This window comes from Acinetobacter sp. V102_4, from assembly GCF_031799005.1.
Taxonomy (GTDB): domain Bacteria; phylum Pseudomonadota; class Gammaproteobacteria; order Pseudomonadales; family Moraxellaceae; genus Acinetobacter; species Acinetobacter calcoaceticus.
The window spans coordinates 533,176-549,274 of the sequence record NZ_JAVQNR010000051.1; the positions used below are offsets into that span (position 1 = coordinate 533,176).

The following is a 16,099-nucleotide window of genomic DNA, read 5'->3' on the forward strand; positions in this document are numbered from 1 at the left end:
ATAAAGGCCAACACATGTTGGCCTTTATTTTTTATCTAAAAATTTAGATTTAACTAATCAATTACAGGTGAATTATTGAGTGGAAGTTCTGGACTGTTTTCATCAATCACATCTACATCTTGGGCAGTAGGCTCAAATTTAATAAGTAGTCCAATCACAATTAAAGGAATAAAGGCAAACACAGAAATAATCAGATAAACATCAGTTTTATAACCCGCCATCCAAATTGGCAACACAAACAAAGCAATTGCTTGAGCAACACCCGTTACTGCACGGTTAAAGCCGACACCAACGCCACGAATCGAAGCTGGATAAGCCATGGTTGGATAAACCATCATTTGCGCACCTGGCCCAAAACCTTCAGCAAAAAGCCATAAACCTAGCATGCCAATTGCGGTATAGAGTAAAAAGCTATTACCCGGTTCACCAATCAATGCCAATGCAATGAGGGCAATAAACTGAAGTAAAAAACCTGTAAGCAGCACATGCCGAGATTTAAATCTGCTGGCGACAAATACACCTAATAGCCCACCCGTAAATGCAAACAGTAAATTGAGTCCGAGCGTTGTAGTAATGGTCGTCAAAACATCTGTATGAAAGAACCGTGTCAAAATAGAAGGTAAAAAGAAGGCAATGGTGGTGTACTGAAACGCCACCGAAATATGAATCACAATGGCCACAATAGTTCTTGGCAAATAGGTTTTATTAAATAAAACTGCAAAACCCTCACGCTTTTTCTTTTCAGCGGTTCTTTCTACTTTTTCAACTGTAGCCACTGCATTAATTGCATAGGACTCTTGTAAAACTTTAGCCGCCCCTTTTAAATCACCTTGGTTTGCAAGCCAGATTGGTGATTCAGTTAAATATTTACCGCGAATGAAAATAATGAATAGCGCAGGCACTGCTCCAAAAATTAAAGATGCTCGCCATAACCAGTTGCTATGTTCAGGTGGTAAAAGAAAATAAAGTGCCAGAACCAAACCAAAACAGACAGAAGAAGCCGCATACCACATTGGGCACCATGCCGCTAAACGGGCTGCTTTATTGCTACTGCCGTTAAATTTGGAAAATTCAGATAAGTAAGACATTGCGACGGGTAAATCGATCCCGACACTAATTCCCATAATAAACCTGGCTAAAATTAAAACCCATACATTTGGTGCAAAGCCTGCGACAATTGCCGCAATGACGAACAACACCATGTCAGCCATAAACACTCGATAACGACCAATTTTATCCGTTAGCCAACCGCCAATTAAATTACCTACAATGGTTCCACAGACAATGGCTGAAGCCACCACACCCGTCATAACGGGACTTAAAGAAAACTCTGATATGACTTGCTCAATACCAAAAGAGAGCGTGGTCAAATCATAGGCATCAATAAACACGCCAATCAGCGCCAACCAAATGACTTTATTCGACTTACCCTTCCCTGCAAACTTGGAAATTAATTGTGAAACATCATCGGGAGATTTAATTTCATAACGGTGGTTATGATCAAGTTCTTGTGTGCCCACTTAATAATTCCTGTATTTTAATCACAGAAACAAAATAATGATTATTCACATAATACAAAAACAAATTAATCTGATGTTTTAATCTGAATTATAGAATTATATTTTCATTATTAACTCAGCAGTAAAATCGATATAAAAGACAAAATAAAAGCTGATATTTAACCAGCCTTTATTTAAGTACTATTTACAACATTAACTCGCCTCAGCAAGTTTTAATTCTTTTAGATTGCGATATTTAGCACCGCGGTGATTTTCAGGTAAATAAGGACCTGCACCAAATAATTTTTCTCTTAATGTTCCTTGTGCATATGAGGTTTGATATACCCCACGTTTTTGCAACTCTGGAACAATAAACTCAACTACGTCTGCAAAGGTTTGATGAGCCAAAATATAGGCAAGATTAAAGCCATCGATATCGGTATCTTCAACCCATTGCTGTAAAGCATCGGAAACTGTTTCTGCCGAACCCACCAATACTGGACCATTACCACCTAAGCTGTTCCAGTTTGCAATTTCTTCAATCGTCCAAACACGCTCTGGATCTGCATTTACATAAGAATCTAATAAAGATTGAATCGCATTGGTTTGAATATATTCAACTTTGTCAGTCGGTTGATATTGTGAGAAGTCCACACCTGACCAGCCAGACAGCAACGTTAAAGCACCATCATAGCTTCCATAGCTTTGATATTCTTTAAACTTAGCCTGAGCTTTTGCATCTGTTTCATCAGTGACAATCGACAAAAGTGCATAAATTTTGACAGAGTACGGGTCACGGCCTTCTTGAGCCAATTTTTGGCGAATGCCCTGTACCACTTTTTTTGTGGCAATTTTAGACGGCGCTGCAATGAATACGCATTCGGCATTTTGGCTGGCAAACTTCTGCCCGCGTGAGGAAGCACCTGCTTGATAAAGTACAGGCGTCCGCTGTGGTGATGGCTCACAAATATGGATGCCCGGTACAGTAAAGTATTTACCTTCATGCTGAATTGGATGCACTTTTTTATGGTCAGCAAAGATACCGCTTTCACGGTCACGAAGTACCGAACCTTCTTCCCAAGAACCTTCCCAAAGTTTGTAAAGGACTTCTAAGTATTCATCAGCAATATCATAACGATTGTCATGATTGACCTGAGTTTTTAAACCTAAGTTTTTCGAGCCACTTTCCAAATAAGAAGTCACGATATTCCATCCAACTCGTCCTTTGGTTAAATGGTCTAGGGTACTAATACGTCTAGCAAAAGGATAAGGATGCTCAAAGGAAATAGAAGTCGTGACGCCAAAGCCCAAGTGCTTTGTGACTGCCGCCATGGCTGGCACAATCTGCAAAGGATCATTGACCGGAACCTGCACTGCGCCTGTTAAGGCATGTTCAGCATTCTGATGGTAAACGTCATAAATCCCCAACACATCTGCAATAAAAATACCGTCAAAAAAACCGCGTTCCAAAATTTGGGCTAAATCTGTCCAATATTCTAAATCTTTATATTCAACAGAGCGATCTTGGGGATGTCGCCATAATCCCGGAGATTGATGTGCAATACAATTCATTTCAAAAGCATTAAAACTAATCTTCTTAGTCATAAAATATCAACCAACATTTTAATTACTTTTATACTAAAACAATTTTCATCTATTCTTTATAATATAAACCCCAAACAAAATATGATTTTATTCTAATAGATTTTTATAAATTACTTTAAAAACAAAAATAATATTAAGCCGCTAAAAATAGCAGCTTAATATCTAAACTCTAAAATTATTGTTTAGCTACGTTACCAATTCGCCACTGATAAGGCGGTAATGTTCCATTCACACTAAAATCACCTACTATTCGATTTTTAAACACTCTTGGGTTATGTGAAGATAAGGTTCGTACATTACGCCAGTATCGATCTAGGCCTAAATCTTTGTCTGTCGCTGAAGCACCTAATGCGTCAAATAAAATTGTAGATGCGTTTAAGATTAAATCGGTAATAACTGTTTGAGACTGCGCACTTTCAAGCTCGGCAAGTGCATTTTGCTCTTCTTCAAGCTGCTCATTATTTTGAAATGCTGCCAAGTAAGCGCGCTGTAAGCTGCGTGCAACTTTTTCAACAATCGCCCCTGCACTGTAAGCCGCACCACGAATTTGTCCCACTACTTGTAAAATTTGCGGGTCCTGTTTTACAAATTGGGCATTCGCATGAGTGTAGTTTCGGGTACGTTTAGCAACAGCTTGTGAAACCTCATATGTCGCAGCTCGTCCTAAACCAGTAATGATTGCCAGTTGCACAAGTTGATAATAGGCAGCCGAATATTTAAAACGATCATCATCAGGTAAGATTTCGGTTTCATCCACTAATACATCGTGGAAATATGCCGTGCCACTTGCGGTAAGTTGCTGACCAAAGCCATTCCAGTCATCTACAATTTCAACGCCTTCATCTTCACGGCGGACAACGACTGAGCCAGACTCTCTATTTAAATCTGTTACACCAACGTCAACCCAGTCCGCATATAGGCTACCTGTGGTGTAGTATTTTTGACCTTTAACTCGAATTTTTCCGTCAGCATCCCGATACAAATGAGTTTCGAATTGATCGATTGACTCTTTCCCACCTTCAGACCAAGCACTACCAACGGTTTCACCATTTGCAATCCGGCTTAACCAGCGCTGTTGAAATTCTTTATTTTTGCTGACCAAGACATCTTCAGTAAAACCAAAGTGCACACGCAACGCTTGCGGTAAATTTGAGTCTGCTTCAGCAAGTTCAATTAACAATGCAAATAATTCAGGAATAGTTGCCTCAAAGCCACCATGTGCTTTAGGAAGTCTTAACCGTGTAAAACCAATATCTTTGAGCCACTGAAGTTGTTCATATGGCAAAATATGCTGTTGCTCACGGATTAAAGCCCCTTCTTTAATACGGGCAAAAGTTGGTCTGAAATTTTTTGCCAATTCATCATAACGTTCAGAAGGCCCTTCACCCCATACCCGAGAAATGATTGAGGCCTGACTAAGTGCAGCGTGAGTTAATGAACCGAGATGATGCTCAAAATTTAGATTTGTCATTTATGTAAAACCAATATTGCTTTGCTTTTACCATAAAATATTTATTTCACATGAAAACGATTATTTTTTTATAACAGTATTCATTCTTCATATAACGCCAGAAAATGCCTACCAACATTAAGCGATCTCTTTCTTTTGAAGACTATGCTGACTTTGCAATAAGGTTTGCATATATTCTGAATAGACAGATAACTTCTCAAAAATATGTTCCGAATAAAACATATCATCAATTAAATGGGTCATTTGAGAGGCGGTGAAAGTATCGCATAAGCCTACAAGCTGTGCATTTAGCTGGGCAAATTGGGCACACAATTTCACATAGGTTTCATCTTTATTTTTAAATAATAATTGACGCATATCTAAATCATTTAGATCGTTTAAACCAGTATTTTGTTGAGGATTAATCCAATAAATTTTGACTTTTAAAAACAATGCAAGCTCTTCTAAATGCTCTAGGTCTATATCTAAATTTGTAATTAAAAAAATTGTGGAGATATCACTTCGGCACAGCGCTTTGATTAAGCTTAAATAAATAAACCCAACTTCACTCAACTCTGATAATTCTAAATCTAGATATATTTTTAGACTTTCAAGAACTTCATCTACTTTAAACAAAACTTTCTTTTCGGCTTGATAATATTTATTGAGAATAGCAAGAACGGGCTTTGTCGCTGGTGTTGTATAAATAGCAGGCTTATTGAGGTTAGCAAAAACAAAAGGTGAAAATAGATAAGCCAAACTGCTTTGCTTTGGATGAATATGTGATTGAATTAAATAAACAGTTTGAGATTTAGAAAAGTCTCTTAAGACTTTTGCTCTTAATAAAGTTGCTTCAAGATTAACATAGGCCTGCTCTAATTGAGCCATTATAGGTGCTGGAATAGCCTGATTTTTAATAATTTTATTTAGGATATTGAGTTGAGAAGTAATAAACATTTTTTAATATCCAAGCTATTTTAGAAGAGCTACACTTAAACCAAGGTCTTTAATAACCTACGTAACAACCAGACCTCATACAAAACAACAAGGGAATAGACAAGAAGAAATTTATCCTGTGCTCATATGTAACCCCAAAGTCGCATTCATGGTATTTTTGAAGATTGATTTTGGTTAGCCATAAATCTTGTTCATTTTTATTTTGGACTTTAGATGAATGGATATATAGCTACAGATAATTGAAAAAAAACTATAGCACCCATAATAATGACTTCGGACTGTTATAGTTTTATAAAAAATTTCTGTATCTACATATACAAAATGAGTGAGTGCATGATTAAGAAAACTTCTTAAGGTAGGTAGTTTTCATGAAACGATCTATGGTTCATCGTCAGATATTTCATCAATGTTTCAATGCAACATGCATTTTTACAAATGCAACATCAAGCATGAGCTTTGTTAACAGATTGAGAACAATCAATCGATCTATTCTATTGAAATATCAAGCAATTATATTACTTCGCCCTTCTGGCATTTTACTTGCTAAGAACATTTATCACAGAAGTAAGTTCAATCGTCAGAATACTTTATTGCCTGAAAATAAGTATTTAACACAATCAATCATCATCAGCTAGTTCACAGGGGGAATGTATATGAGCCTCGGTCTAACCGCTTTAGAATTAGCACGAATACAATTTGCTTTCACAGTATCCTTTCATATTATTTTTCCAGCCACCTCCATTGGTCTTGCCTGCTTTTTAGCAGTTTTAGAGTGGAAGTGGTTAAGAACCCAAAACCCGATTTATAAAGATCTATTTAAATACTGGATTAAGATCTTTGCCGTTGCCTTTGGTATGGGTGTGGTCTCGGGCGTGGTCATGAGTTATCAGTTCGGTACCAACTGGAGTGAGTTTTCTCGTATTGCAGGAAGTATTACCGGTCCTTTACTTACCTATGAAGTCTTGAGTGCCTTCTTTTTAGAAGCTGGTTTCTTAGGCATTATGTTATTTGGTTGGGGACGTGTCGGTCCCAGAGCCCATTTCTTTGCCACACTAATGGTTGCGATTGGTACCTGTATTTCCATGTTCTGGATTTTATCATCCAATAGCTGGATGCAGACCCCTCAAGGCTTCGCTATAGAAAATGGCATTATTGTGCCAAAAGACTGGTTTGCAATTGTCTTTAACCCATCCTTCCCTTACCGCTTTGCCCACATGGGTGCAGCAGCCTTTTTAGTTTCTTCTTTATTAGTGGTAGGAACTTCTGCATGGCACTTAGTGAAAGGCCGTCGTGATGAATTGGTAAAAAAATCGTTCTCGATGGGTCTATGGATGGTGCTTGTGACTTCATGTTTGCAAGTCGTAATTGGTGATAACCATGGTTTAAATACCCGTGAGCATCAACCTGCCAAACTAGCAGCGATGGAAGGTCATTGGGAAACGAATCACAATGAACCTATGCCACTGTTACTCTTTGCAATTCCAGATATGAAAGAAGAACGAAACCATTTTGAAGTGGGTGTTCCATATTTAGGTAGTTTAATTTTAACTCACAGTTTAGATGGCCAAGTTACAGGTTTAAAAGACTTCGCACCTGAAGATCGACCAAACTCAACCATCGTTTTCTGGAGCTTCCGTGTGATGGTCGGGCTTGGCGTACTCATGGTCACGCTGTCTTTAATTGCTCTTTGGTTACGTAAGCGTGGAAAACTTTATGAAACTTCATGGTTCCATAAGTTTGCTTTAGTGATGGGGCCATCTGGTTATATCGCCATGCTTGCAGGTTGGGTAACCACTGAAGTCGGCCGTCAACCATGGGTGGTATATGGCATCCTACGAACTAAAGATGGTTTATCTCATACTGTGTCGGCAGAACAAGTCGGCCTTAGCCTGTTTATTTTTGTAGTGGTATATACCATCGTTTTTGGCAGCGGCATCTACTACACCTTAAAATTGATTAATAAGGGCCCTGTATTTATCGATACGCCAAATATGGAAGCAGGCGGTGTTGGACACTTTAAAACACCCATGCGCCCACTCAGTGCTGTCGATGAAAACATTGACAGTAAACAAAATTCCGGGGAGAACCGTCATGATTGATCTTTCTTTAATATGGGTCGGTATTATCGGTTTAGGTGTCATGATTTATGTCGTGATGGATGGCTTTGACTTAGGAATCGGGATCATGTTCCCTTTCATTAAGAACAGCCAAGAACGTGACGTGATGATGAATACTGTAGCCCCTGTCTGGGATGGTAACGAAACATGGATGGTACTGGGTGGTGCTGGTCTCTATGCTGCATTTCCACTAGTTTACTCAACGGTTTTATCGGCACTGTATTTACCTATTATTTTTATGGTAATTGCCTTAATTTTCCGTGGAGTCGCATTTGAATTCCGCTTTAAAGCTCATCGCACCAAATACCTTTGGGACTTAGCTTTTATTTGGGGTTCAGTGTTAACTAGCTTCCTTCAAGGCATCATCTTGGGTGCCTATATTCAAGGCATTAAAACCACCAATGGTATTTTTTCTGGCGGATCGCTTGATTGGTTGACACCATTTACCTTCTTTACTGGTATTGGTGTAGTTGCCATGTATGCCACTTTAGGATGTGGATGGCTTATTTTAAAAACCGAAAAAGGCTTGCAGCAACGTATGTATGAGCTTATGCCAAAGCTGATTATTGCACTGCTCATTATTTTTGGTGGAGTGAGTTTATATACTCCGTTGACTCATCCTGAAATTGCAGATCGCTGGTTCTCTTTACCGAATCTGTTCTATTTTAGTCCTGTACCTATTTTGGTTTTATTGTTTGTTGGCCTGATTTTATCGGCGTGTAAAAAGCAGCAACATGACCTTAAGCCATTTATATATACGCTAGCCCTCGTTTTTCTTGCATTTACAGGTTTTGTGATTAGTTTGTGGCCTTATATTATTCCGCCATCAGTCACCATCTGGCAAGCCGCAGCTCCACATTCAAGCCAACTGTTTGCTTTAGTCGGTGCGCTCATTCTGATTCCAATCATTATTGCTTACACTATTGTGTCTTACTGGGTATTTAGAGACAAAGTACGTGTAGGTGATGAAGGCTATCATTAAAGTTAGGAGGGTTTTATGAAAAATTTATCTTCTAAACTGTCTCAAACCCAATGGTTTATTTTGCTATGGCTAGGTGGTTTTTTAGCATTAGCTGTTATTGCTGGTTTGTTTAAAGTGATATTGATTTATGCAGCCCCTTACCTAAAGTAAACTTATTTTTATAAGCAAATGCCGTTTGTGGATTCTACAAACGGCATTTATTATTGATTAAGTGCATCTTTCATTTTGTCATTTCGTGCAGCCAATACATGTATAAATCAGAACAACTTGCCCATAGCATTCGCCAACTCATTGAGAGCGGTACTTTAAATGCACACGAGAAGTTACCTTCTTTAAGAGATCAGGTTCAACGCTCTGGTTTTAGTTTAATGACGGTAATGAATGCTTACCAAGAGCTTGAATCACAAGGCTTGATCTATTCCAAAGAAAAATCGGGATACTTCGTTGCCGAGCAAATTACGCTTAAACCTTTAGAACAATATTCTGTTGTTTCACTCAATTCTAAAATTGAAATTAACTCTTTGGTTTTTAAATATCTTAAGTCAATTCAACATGAGTCTGTCATCCCTTTTGGTTCGGCCTTTCCCGATAGTCAGCTTTTATATGCACCTAAACTCATTCAGATTATGGGGCAGCTTGCCCGCCAGAAACAAAGTTACGACCAGACTACGAGCCTACCTCCGGGTAATTTAGCTTTACGAAAACTCATTGCTCAACGCTACTGTATGCAAGGCATACAGACCGATCCAGATGACATTGTCATTACATCTGGAGGATTGGATGCGCTCAATCTTTCTTTACAAACAGTTGCCCAACCAGGCGACTATATTTTATTACAGCAAAACGTATTTTATGGAGCTTGGCAAGCAGCAGAACGTTTAGGGCTAAAAGTTATTACCATTCCTGAACATCCTCAACATGGTTTTGATCTAGAAGCTTTTGAACAGGTCATTAACAATTATCCAATTAAAGTATGTTGGCTCATGCTCAATAGCCATAATCCAATTGGGTTTACAGTCAGCGATGAGATTAAATATAAAATTGCCAAATTGCTTCATGAGCACCAGATTTATTTGATTGAAGATGATGTCTATGAAGAGCTGTTTTATGGCGGGCAAAAGCCTCTTTCAATGAAGTATTTTGATCAACAAAATCTGGTGCTTCACTGCTCTTCGTTTTCTAAAACTCTAGGTGCAGGTTTTCGGGTGGGTTGGGTCTATGCGGGGAAGTTTTCAGACCATATTCAACACTTACAACTCATGAGTACCATTTCAGTGAATGCACTCATTCAAAATGCCTTGGTCGAGTTTTTGTCTCATCATCACTATGAAAAGCACTTACGTACTCTCAGGCTTTCACTTGAGCGTTATAAAAAGCAGTTTTATCATTATTTAAAGCAAAATCTGCCACCATCTTGCGAAGTGTATTATTACCCAAGTGGTTATTTTCTTTGGGTTAAGCTGCCGAATAGTTTAGATAGTATGCAAATTTATGAAGAGTTAATTCAACAAAACATTGGAGTAGCTCCAAGCCCATTGTTTAGTGTTTTACCCGCGCAGCAGCATTATTTAAGAATCAACTGTTCTTTTGAATCAACACCTAAAATTCAAAGTGCATTAGAACAAATCATTAAGACAATTCAACAAAGAGTTGAAGCTGTTTCTTAAATAAAGTACTTCGACCTAAGCACAATTTTATAGTGGTGATTTTGTGGTAACTTTATAGCTTAAATCTATATTTTTTAAAGGAAACAGGTTCAAGGAATTAATATGGAAATTGATGAAGAACTCACCCTTAAAAAGATACAGATTTTTTTAGCATTTATGCGCTGTGGCAATTTATCTAAAACAGCGACAGAAATGGAGCTTAGCAATGTTAGTGTTCATAAAGCATTGCACTCTTTAGAAAGTGCTTTACGTTGCCCGCTTTTTAAAAATGAAGGACGTAATCTAATCCCTTTAAAAAGTGCCTATGTATTTGAAGAACGGGCGCAAAAAATCGTACAGGACATTTTTATAACCGTTAATAAAACGAGAGAAGCTGCTGGCTTTGCGGCAAAAGTTTTACATTTAGGCTCTCTTTATTCTTTGACTGTCAAAACAATTCCAAATGTGATTAGTGGTCTTAAGCTCAGACGTAGTGAACTAGATATTCAATTGTTACTGAGCTCAAATCAGGATTTAGTTAAAAAGCTTAAAGCAACGGAGCTGGATGCGATTATTGTGGCACTCAATGAAACCACTCAAGATGATGACTTTGAAATTTTGCCGATGTTTTCAGATGATATTTTTCTGGCGGTAAACAAAGATTCTAAATATGCAGAGTTTAAAGACATTGATTTAAGTTTATTAAAAGAAGAGACCTTCCTCACTTTAACCAAAGGCTTTGCAACCCATAACGATAGTGATGTTATTTTTAAGAAAGCAGGTTTTTCCCCTAAAGTTGCTTTGCAAGTGAACGATATTTTTACCTTAATTAGTATGGTCAGTTCAGGCGTTGGTTTTGCCCTTTTACCGGGTCGTATTTCTGCGGTTTATGAAAGCTCTGTTAAGCTTATTCCCCTAAAACAGCAATATCATATGCAACAAGAAATTGGTTTGGTTTTCTTGAAAAGTAAAGAACGAGATCCAAACTTACTCGCACTGATTGCTGAGTGTCGTATGTTTGCTTCTAATTTTAAAAGATAAAAATAAGGGCCGTTGTTTTGTATAACAACAGCCCTTTTTATTTAAGCCGTGGATGCTTAGCCACCTACCAATGCTTTAACCGCAAAGAATAAAACTGTTGGTCCCATTAAACAGCCAAGTCCCGTATGGAACGTTGCTGTCAGTGCACCATAAGGTACTAAACGGCGATCTGTCGCAGCCAAGCCTGCTGATACACCACTGACAGTTCCAGCCAAGCCACCAAAAATCATGGCAGAACGTGGATTATCGAGCCCCATAAATTTAGCCGTGAGCGGTGTTGAGACCATCACACAAATTGCTTTAACTAAACCCGTTGCAATCGACAATGCCATTACTTCTGAGCTTGCACCAATTGCAGCGCCCGTAACTGGTCCCACAATATAAGTCACCGCACCTGCACCGATTGTGGTAATACTCACCGCATCTCGATAACCAAAAATCCAAGCAAACATACAACCAACAATAAATGGCAGAATAGTTCCAAGGAATAAAGAGAATGCGCCAATAAACCCAGCTTTTTTCGCTTCAGTGGCTTGTACTTCAAATGCCGTTGCTACAATTGTAAAGTCACGGAGCATTGCACCGCCCATGAGCCCTACACCTGTGAAGAGTGCAAGATCAGTTATGCCTTTTTCACCACCCGTCATTTTTCCGCCAAACCATGCCAAAATTAAACCAATCACAATCGCAATTGCTGAAGCATGCACTCGTCCATTGGTTAAATATTTAGATAACTTGGTCGACAACCACATAATTAAAGCAATTAAGGCGAAAGCTGTAATTAAACCTAAATGGGTTAAGTCTTTTAATAATAGATCAACCATGAACTTTGCCTCCAATGCGGTTTAATGTGGTGTCTTCTTCCTTAGGTAAAGGGGTTGCTTTGTTATAATGACTTAAACCCGCAATCGTGAGCGTACAAACGATAACTGAAACCACAGCGGCAAAGAGTGCCATATGTCCACTAGATAAAGCTGAAACCACATTTTGTTGTGCTGCCATAGCAACAACAACAGGGATATACATGGTGCCCCAGAATGAAACGCCTTTTTCGGTTTCAACTGTCATAACACCACGTTTTTCCATCCATAACCGTATGCAAATGAGTAAAATCATGGCGATACCCACGCCACCAACGTTGGACTTTACGCCCAATAAAATGCCCAACAGATCACCGACAATCACACCCACCAAGGTGCAAAGTGCGAGTAAACCAACTCCATATATAATCATGACAATCCCTCATATCCTTGGATCATTTATGCTTTTGTAAAATCAGATTCAAAAAGAAAAACTATTGTCCTGTTCTTTTTGCATTGCTATCTGAATGCTGTCTATGCGTGTTCCTTGAAAAGACAACACGGTTCCTTCTTTAAATGTTCGACGTGCAAGTGTAGTAAGCACCGTTCCTGGTAAAGCTTCGATCTGCAACCTAACACCTCGCTCCCATGCAGCTTGAACGGTACTTTCCCAATCCACCATTCGGCTCATATTAAAAGCCAAGTCATCCCTAATCTGTTCAGCTTTGCCTAAAGTACGAGCCGTTGTACCACTTAAATATCGAATTTTAGGCTGCTTAAAAGTGAGTCCCTCCATAGATGCTGCAAGTTGCTCTGCTTGCTGACTTAGTAATTCACAGTGCGATGGCACCGATACATCTAATTTTTTTGCCACTACTCCATGTTGTTTTGCCAAAACAGCAACTTGGTTCATGGCTTCAAAACTTCCTGAAATAACGATTTGGTTATGTGCATTAATATTTGCGACAAACACCTCAGGCGTTATTTGATAAATTTGTTTCACCCATGCTTCGACAGCTGTACGGTCTGTACCAATTAGCGCAGTCATGCCATAGCCAATTGGGTAGGCGGTTTGCATGAGTTCCCCTCGATAGGCAACCAAGCGAATGGCATCTTCATAGGTTAAAACCCCTGCCACAACCGCTGCCGACCATGCGCCAATCGATAGACCCGCTACATAATCAGGTTTTAAGTTTTCAGCAGCTAATAATGCTGAACTCACCACGCCTGAAATGAGCAAACAAAGTTGTACGGCTCGCGTCGATTGCAATGCAGCCGAACTGTCTAGCATCAAGACATCTTCTTTGAGTGCATCCGATGCACGCTCAAGGTATTCTTTAACCAGAGCGCTTTGAGGTAAGTCGTGCAACATATTGCTTCGTTGCACACCTTGTCCCGGATATACCCAAATCGAAGCCATGATATCTATTCTCCCTAATTCCATGGGTTTTCTACTAAAACAGCACCATCTGCACGTTTTAATAGAACTTTTCCGCTATTCCTAGCCCATTCTTTTAAAGCCATACCACCCTGTGGCAGTTGTAGCTGTATATCCACATTCAGCCCTGCTTGCTGAAAATTTTCGAGTAGCTCGACTGCTTGCTTTTTGGCAAAAGGCTGTTCAGCTCGGATCAACAAATCTATGTCACTTTGCTGGGTGACTGTTTCAATACCAGTTGCCAACTCAAACCCGAAACTTCCTGTATAGCCCCAACATCCTGAAAAACTTTTCATGATGTTAGAAATACTCTGCAAACGCTCTGCCAAATGCTCAAACTGCTGTGTATTAACGTGAGTCAGTACTTCTGGCTTAAGTTGTTTGGTAATAGCAGATCTTGGCATTTGCGTGGCATATCGTTGATGACGGAATTGTCCTCTTACACCCACAGCCACCTGATCTAGAGGAGTGATTGCCCGCCGAACCACAACAGGATCGCCGCGATGTAACACCTCTTTCACCCAAAGCGGAGCATCATCAGCCAAGCAGTCGGCTGTCATGCCCCACAGCAAATCATGGGCTTCGAGCTTAAGTTTCATGACCATTGCTCGCGCAATAATTCACGGACTTTTTTAGACATCTGTCTGTTTTGGCCGTGAAGTCTTTGTTCCAATCCTCTAGACTGCTCAGCATTAATTTCTTTAAATGCTTGAGCAACTACCTGCTTCGCTAATGAAAGATCATCATTTGTTGGTTGTTCAGGGTTTTCAACCGATAACAGTTCAGATAACAAACCAAGCGTTGCATAACTTTCGATGTCATAAGCCATTGGAGGAATGCTTGCAGCTAATTGTTCTAACTCATCAACCGACCGTTGGGTAACGCGTGCAGCAGATTCTTTACCCATCGCATGCACCATAACACCAGAATCTTTTAAGGCAATAATACGATTGGCTTGGTAACCATGCGCTAAGAAAGCACCCGACATCGACTTACCCACCAATAAACTGACAATAGGATGACCTGCTAATCTGGCTCTGGCATAGCTGTCTACTGCACCCGCTAAAGCTTGATGAATACCTAGTAATTCTTCACGGCGACCATAGGCCTGACTAGGTACATCAACCAGACATAAAATGCCGCGTTTAGTCTCGGCATGCGCATCAGCTTGAATCACGTCATCTACAGCCTTTGCCAAACTCCAACCTTCCAAAAGGCCAACTTCACCTTGCCTCGCTCGCGGGAACAAATTATTGCTGTCCTGAACAACGGCAATCACGCGTACTGCTTGCTGATCAATCTGACCATCAGCCACCCAAACCGAAGCTGGAAAACCTTCAACTGTCTTAAAGCCCTGCGTAAGTGCTTTAAACCAATGTGCGCCACGAGTAGATGCTTTTAATGTATCAACGGCGATATTCATGCTTGCTCTCCTTGATACAAAGCTTGAACCTGTGCTGGGGTAATCTGCTCAGCAGTATCGATTTGTTGTAGCTGCGCTAAATAGAATGAGTAGTTTGAACTACGATGCTGCTGAGGCACGCCTTGGGTTAAATAGTCGACCACTTGCTGACGAATTTTCTGGCGATCATCGTCAACATAGGCATCTGCTAAGCCACTGGCAAAACGCTGATTTCCCCCAGTTATGCTCCAAATAAATGGACGATCTTTGGCGTTATATTCTTGTACACCAGCTTCTTGTTCAATCACTTGCGGGCCGTTTAAGCCTAAACGTCCTTCTTGTGTCATTATAATATAGCTACATAGACCAGCTACTATCGACATGCCACCAAAGCACCCTACACTGCCTGCAACCACAGCAATCACGGGTTGATACTGCCGTAAGTTCACAATTGCAGCCTGAATTTCAGCAATTGCAGCCAAACCCAGATTTGCTTCTTGCAAGCGAACCCCACCAGTTTCTAGTAATAAGATTGCAGCCGTTGGAATACCTTTAAGATTGTCTTCAACCGCAAGCTCTAATGCACCAGCAATTTTGGCACCACCAACCTCGCCTAAGCTTCCACCCTGAAATAAGCCTTCAATTGAAATCAAAACTACTGGTCGTTCTTCAATAGTTCCTTTTGCAATCACCACGCCATCATCTGCTTGTGGCACAATATTTTGCTTAACAAGCCAAGGTGACATGACGCGTGCAAATGGATCGAGTAACTCACGAAAAGTCCCTTCATCCAATAATGCCTTGGCACGTTCTCTTGCACTGAGTTCAATAAAATCTTGTTTATTTAATAAACTTTGGATATCAGTCATGCGCAATCTCCTCCAAGGCTTGTTCCAGACGTAAGCGAACAACACCGGGGGTTGCACCAAAGTCATGAATATCAATATTGACGGCTGGTGGTATTTGCACTGTAAAAATCCGTTCAAAAAGATTTTTCCAACGTGCAACACTACCATCCACCGAAGTCACCACCTGAATAGTAGTTTTCCCCACCTCACCAGGTTCCATCAAAATTTCTAAATCACCCGAACCCACACATCCGACTAATGCTTTTTTTACAGGTGGCTCTGTCGCCAAAAACTCAAAATGAAGTGTTTCCATA

16 protein-coding genes are annotated in these 16,099 nt (G+C 39.9%); 5 read left to right on the top strand and 11 right to left on the bottom strand.

The window, feature by feature from the left end; genetic code table 11:
- Nucleotides 1–53: 53 nt before the first annotated feature.
- From RMB13_RS18330 to RMB13_RS18345, 4 genes are all read right to left on the bottom strand, one after another.
- Nucleotides 54–1,520 (bottom strand): MFS transporter, encoded by a 1,467-nt coding sequence (locus RMB13_RS18330; RefSeq protein WP_311085988.1) that lies wholly within the window; start codon nucleotides 1,518–1,520, stop codon nucleotides 54–56.
- Nucleotides 1,521–1,712: 192 nt separating this feature from the next.
- On the bottom strand, nucleotides 1,713–3,104 hold the full coding sequence (locus tag RMB13_RS18335) for an LLM class flavin-dependent oxidoreductase (protein ID WP_311085989.1): 1,392 nt from the start codon (nucleotides 3,102–3,104) through the stop codon (nucleotides 1,713–1,715).
- Nucleotides 3,105–3,279: 175 nt separating this feature from the next.
- Nucleotides 3,280–4,575, bottom strand: a complete 1,296-nt coding sequence (locus RMB13_RS18340; protein WP_311085990.1) for an acyl-CoA dehydrogenase family protein — start codon at nucleotides 4,573–4,575, stop codon at nucleotides 3,280–3,282.
- 117 nt (nucleotides 4,576–4,692) lie between these two features.
- Nucleotides 4,693–5,511 (bottom strand): hypothetical protein, encoded by an 819-nt coding sequence (locus RMB13_RS18345; protein WP_045436371.1) that lies wholly within the window; start codon nucleotides 5,509–5,511, stop codon nucleotides 4,693–4,695.
- A gap of 653 nt (nucleotides 5,512–6,164) precedes the next feature.
- On the opposite strand from RMB13_RS18345, the gene RMB13_RS18350 reads away from it, so the two are divergent.
- The 5 genes from RMB13_RS18350 (at nucleotide 6,165) to RMB13_RS18370 (ending at nucleotide 11,297) form a co-directional block, all read left to right on the top strand.
- On the top strand, nucleotides 6,165–7,610 hold the full coding sequence (locus RMB13_RS18350; RefSeq protein WP_045436368.1) for a cytochrome ubiquinol oxidase subunit I: 1,446 nt from the start codon (nucleotides 6,165–6,167) through the stop codon (nucleotides 7,608–7,610).
- Nucleotides 7,603–8,610: a cytochrome d ubiquinol oxidase subunit II gene (gene cydB, locus RMB13_RS18355; RefSeq protein ID WP_003651254.1), complete on the top strand. Its 1,008-nt coding sequence runs from the start codon at nucleotides 7,603–7,605 to the stop codon at nucleotides 8,608–8,610. Before RMB13_RS18350 ends, cydB begins: the two co-directional genes overlap by 8 nt.
- 15 nt (nucleotides 8,611–8,625) lie before the next feature.
- On the top strand, nucleotides 8,626–8,760 hold the full coding sequence (locus RMB13_RS18360; protein ID WP_003651253.1) for a hypothetical protein: 135 nt from the start codon (nucleotides 8,626–8,628) through the stop codon (nucleotides 8,758–8,760).
- 98 nt (nucleotides 8,761–8,858) lie between these two features.
- Nucleotides 8,859–10,277, top strand: a complete 1,419-nt coding sequence (locus RMB13_RS18365; RefSeq protein WP_311085991.1) for a PLP-dependent aminotransferase family protein — start codon at nucleotides 8,859–8,861, stop codon at nucleotides 10,275–10,277.
- A gap of 102 nt (nucleotides 10,278–10,379) precedes the next feature.
- The gene (locus RMB13_RS18370; protein WP_017390472.1) at nucleotides 10,380–11,297 is read left to right on the top strand and encodes a LysR family transcriptional regulator; all 918 of its coding nucleotides are present in this window, start codon (nucleotides 10,380–10,382) and stop codon (nucleotides 11,295–11,297) included.
- A 56-nt stretch (nucleotides 11,298–11,353) separates the two neighbouring features.
- On the opposite strand, the gene madM is transcribed toward RMB13_RS18370, so the two are convergent.
- Genes madM through RMB13_RS18405 form a run of 7 tightly spaced genes read right to left on the bottom strand, consistent with a single transcriptional unit; the run spans nucleotide 11,354 to nucleotide 16,098 of the window.
- The gene (madM, locus tag RMB13_RS18375; protein ID WP_004642493.1) at nucleotides 11,354–12,121 is read right to left on the bottom strand and encodes a malonate transporter subunit MadM; all 768 of its coding nucleotides are present in this window, start codon (nucleotides 12,119–12,121) and stop codon (nucleotides 11,354–11,356) included.
- On the bottom strand, nucleotides 12,114–12,530 hold the full coding sequence (gene madL, locus RMB13_RS18380; protein WP_311085992.1) for a malonate transporter subunit MadL: 417 nt from the start codon (nucleotides 12,528–12,530) through the stop codon (nucleotides 12,114–12,116). The genes madM and madL overlap by 8 nt, the downstream gene beginning before the upstream one ends.
- Before the next feature lie 48 nt (nucleotides 12,531–12,578).
- Entirely contained in the window at nucleotides 12,579–13,517 is a 939-nt protein-coding gene (gene mdcH / locus RMB13_RS18385) for a malonate decarboxylase subunit epsilon (protein ID WP_311085993.1), read from the bottom strand.
- 14 nt (nucleotides 13,518–13,531) lie between these two features.
- A complete protein-coding gene (locus RMB13_RS18390; RefSeq protein ID WP_311085994.1) occupies nucleotides 13,532–14,140 on the bottom strand; it encodes a malonate decarboxylase holo-ACP synthase in 609 nt (202 codons plus the stop codon).
- Nucleotides 14,131–14,958, bottom strand: coding sequence for a biotin-independent malonate decarboxylase subunit gamma (gene mdcE, locus RMB13_RS18395; RefSeq protein WP_311085995.1), 828 nt, complete (start codon nucleotides 14,956–14,958; stop codon nucleotides 14,131–14,133). Before mdcE ends, RMB13_RS18390 begins: the two co-directional genes overlap by 10 nt.
- Nucleotides 14,955–15,806 carry a biotin-independent malonate decarboxylase subunit beta gene (locus RMB13_RS18400; RefSeq protein ID WP_311085996.1) on the bottom strand — a complete coding sequence of 284 codons (852 nt, stop codon included), beginning with the start codon at nucleotides 15,804–15,806 and terminating at the stop codon, nucleotides 14,955–14,957. Before RMB13_RS18400 ends, mdcE begins: the two co-directional genes overlap by 4 nt.
- Nucleotides 15,799–16,098, bottom strand: a complete 300-nt coding sequence (locus tag RMB13_RS18405; RefSeq protein WP_005041355.1) for a malonate decarboxylase subunit delta — start codon at nucleotides 16,096–16,098, stop codon at nucleotides 15,799–15,801. Before RMB13_RS18405 ends, RMB13_RS18400 begins: the two co-directional genes overlap by 8 nt.
- Nucleotide 16,099 lies beyond the last annotated feature (1 nt).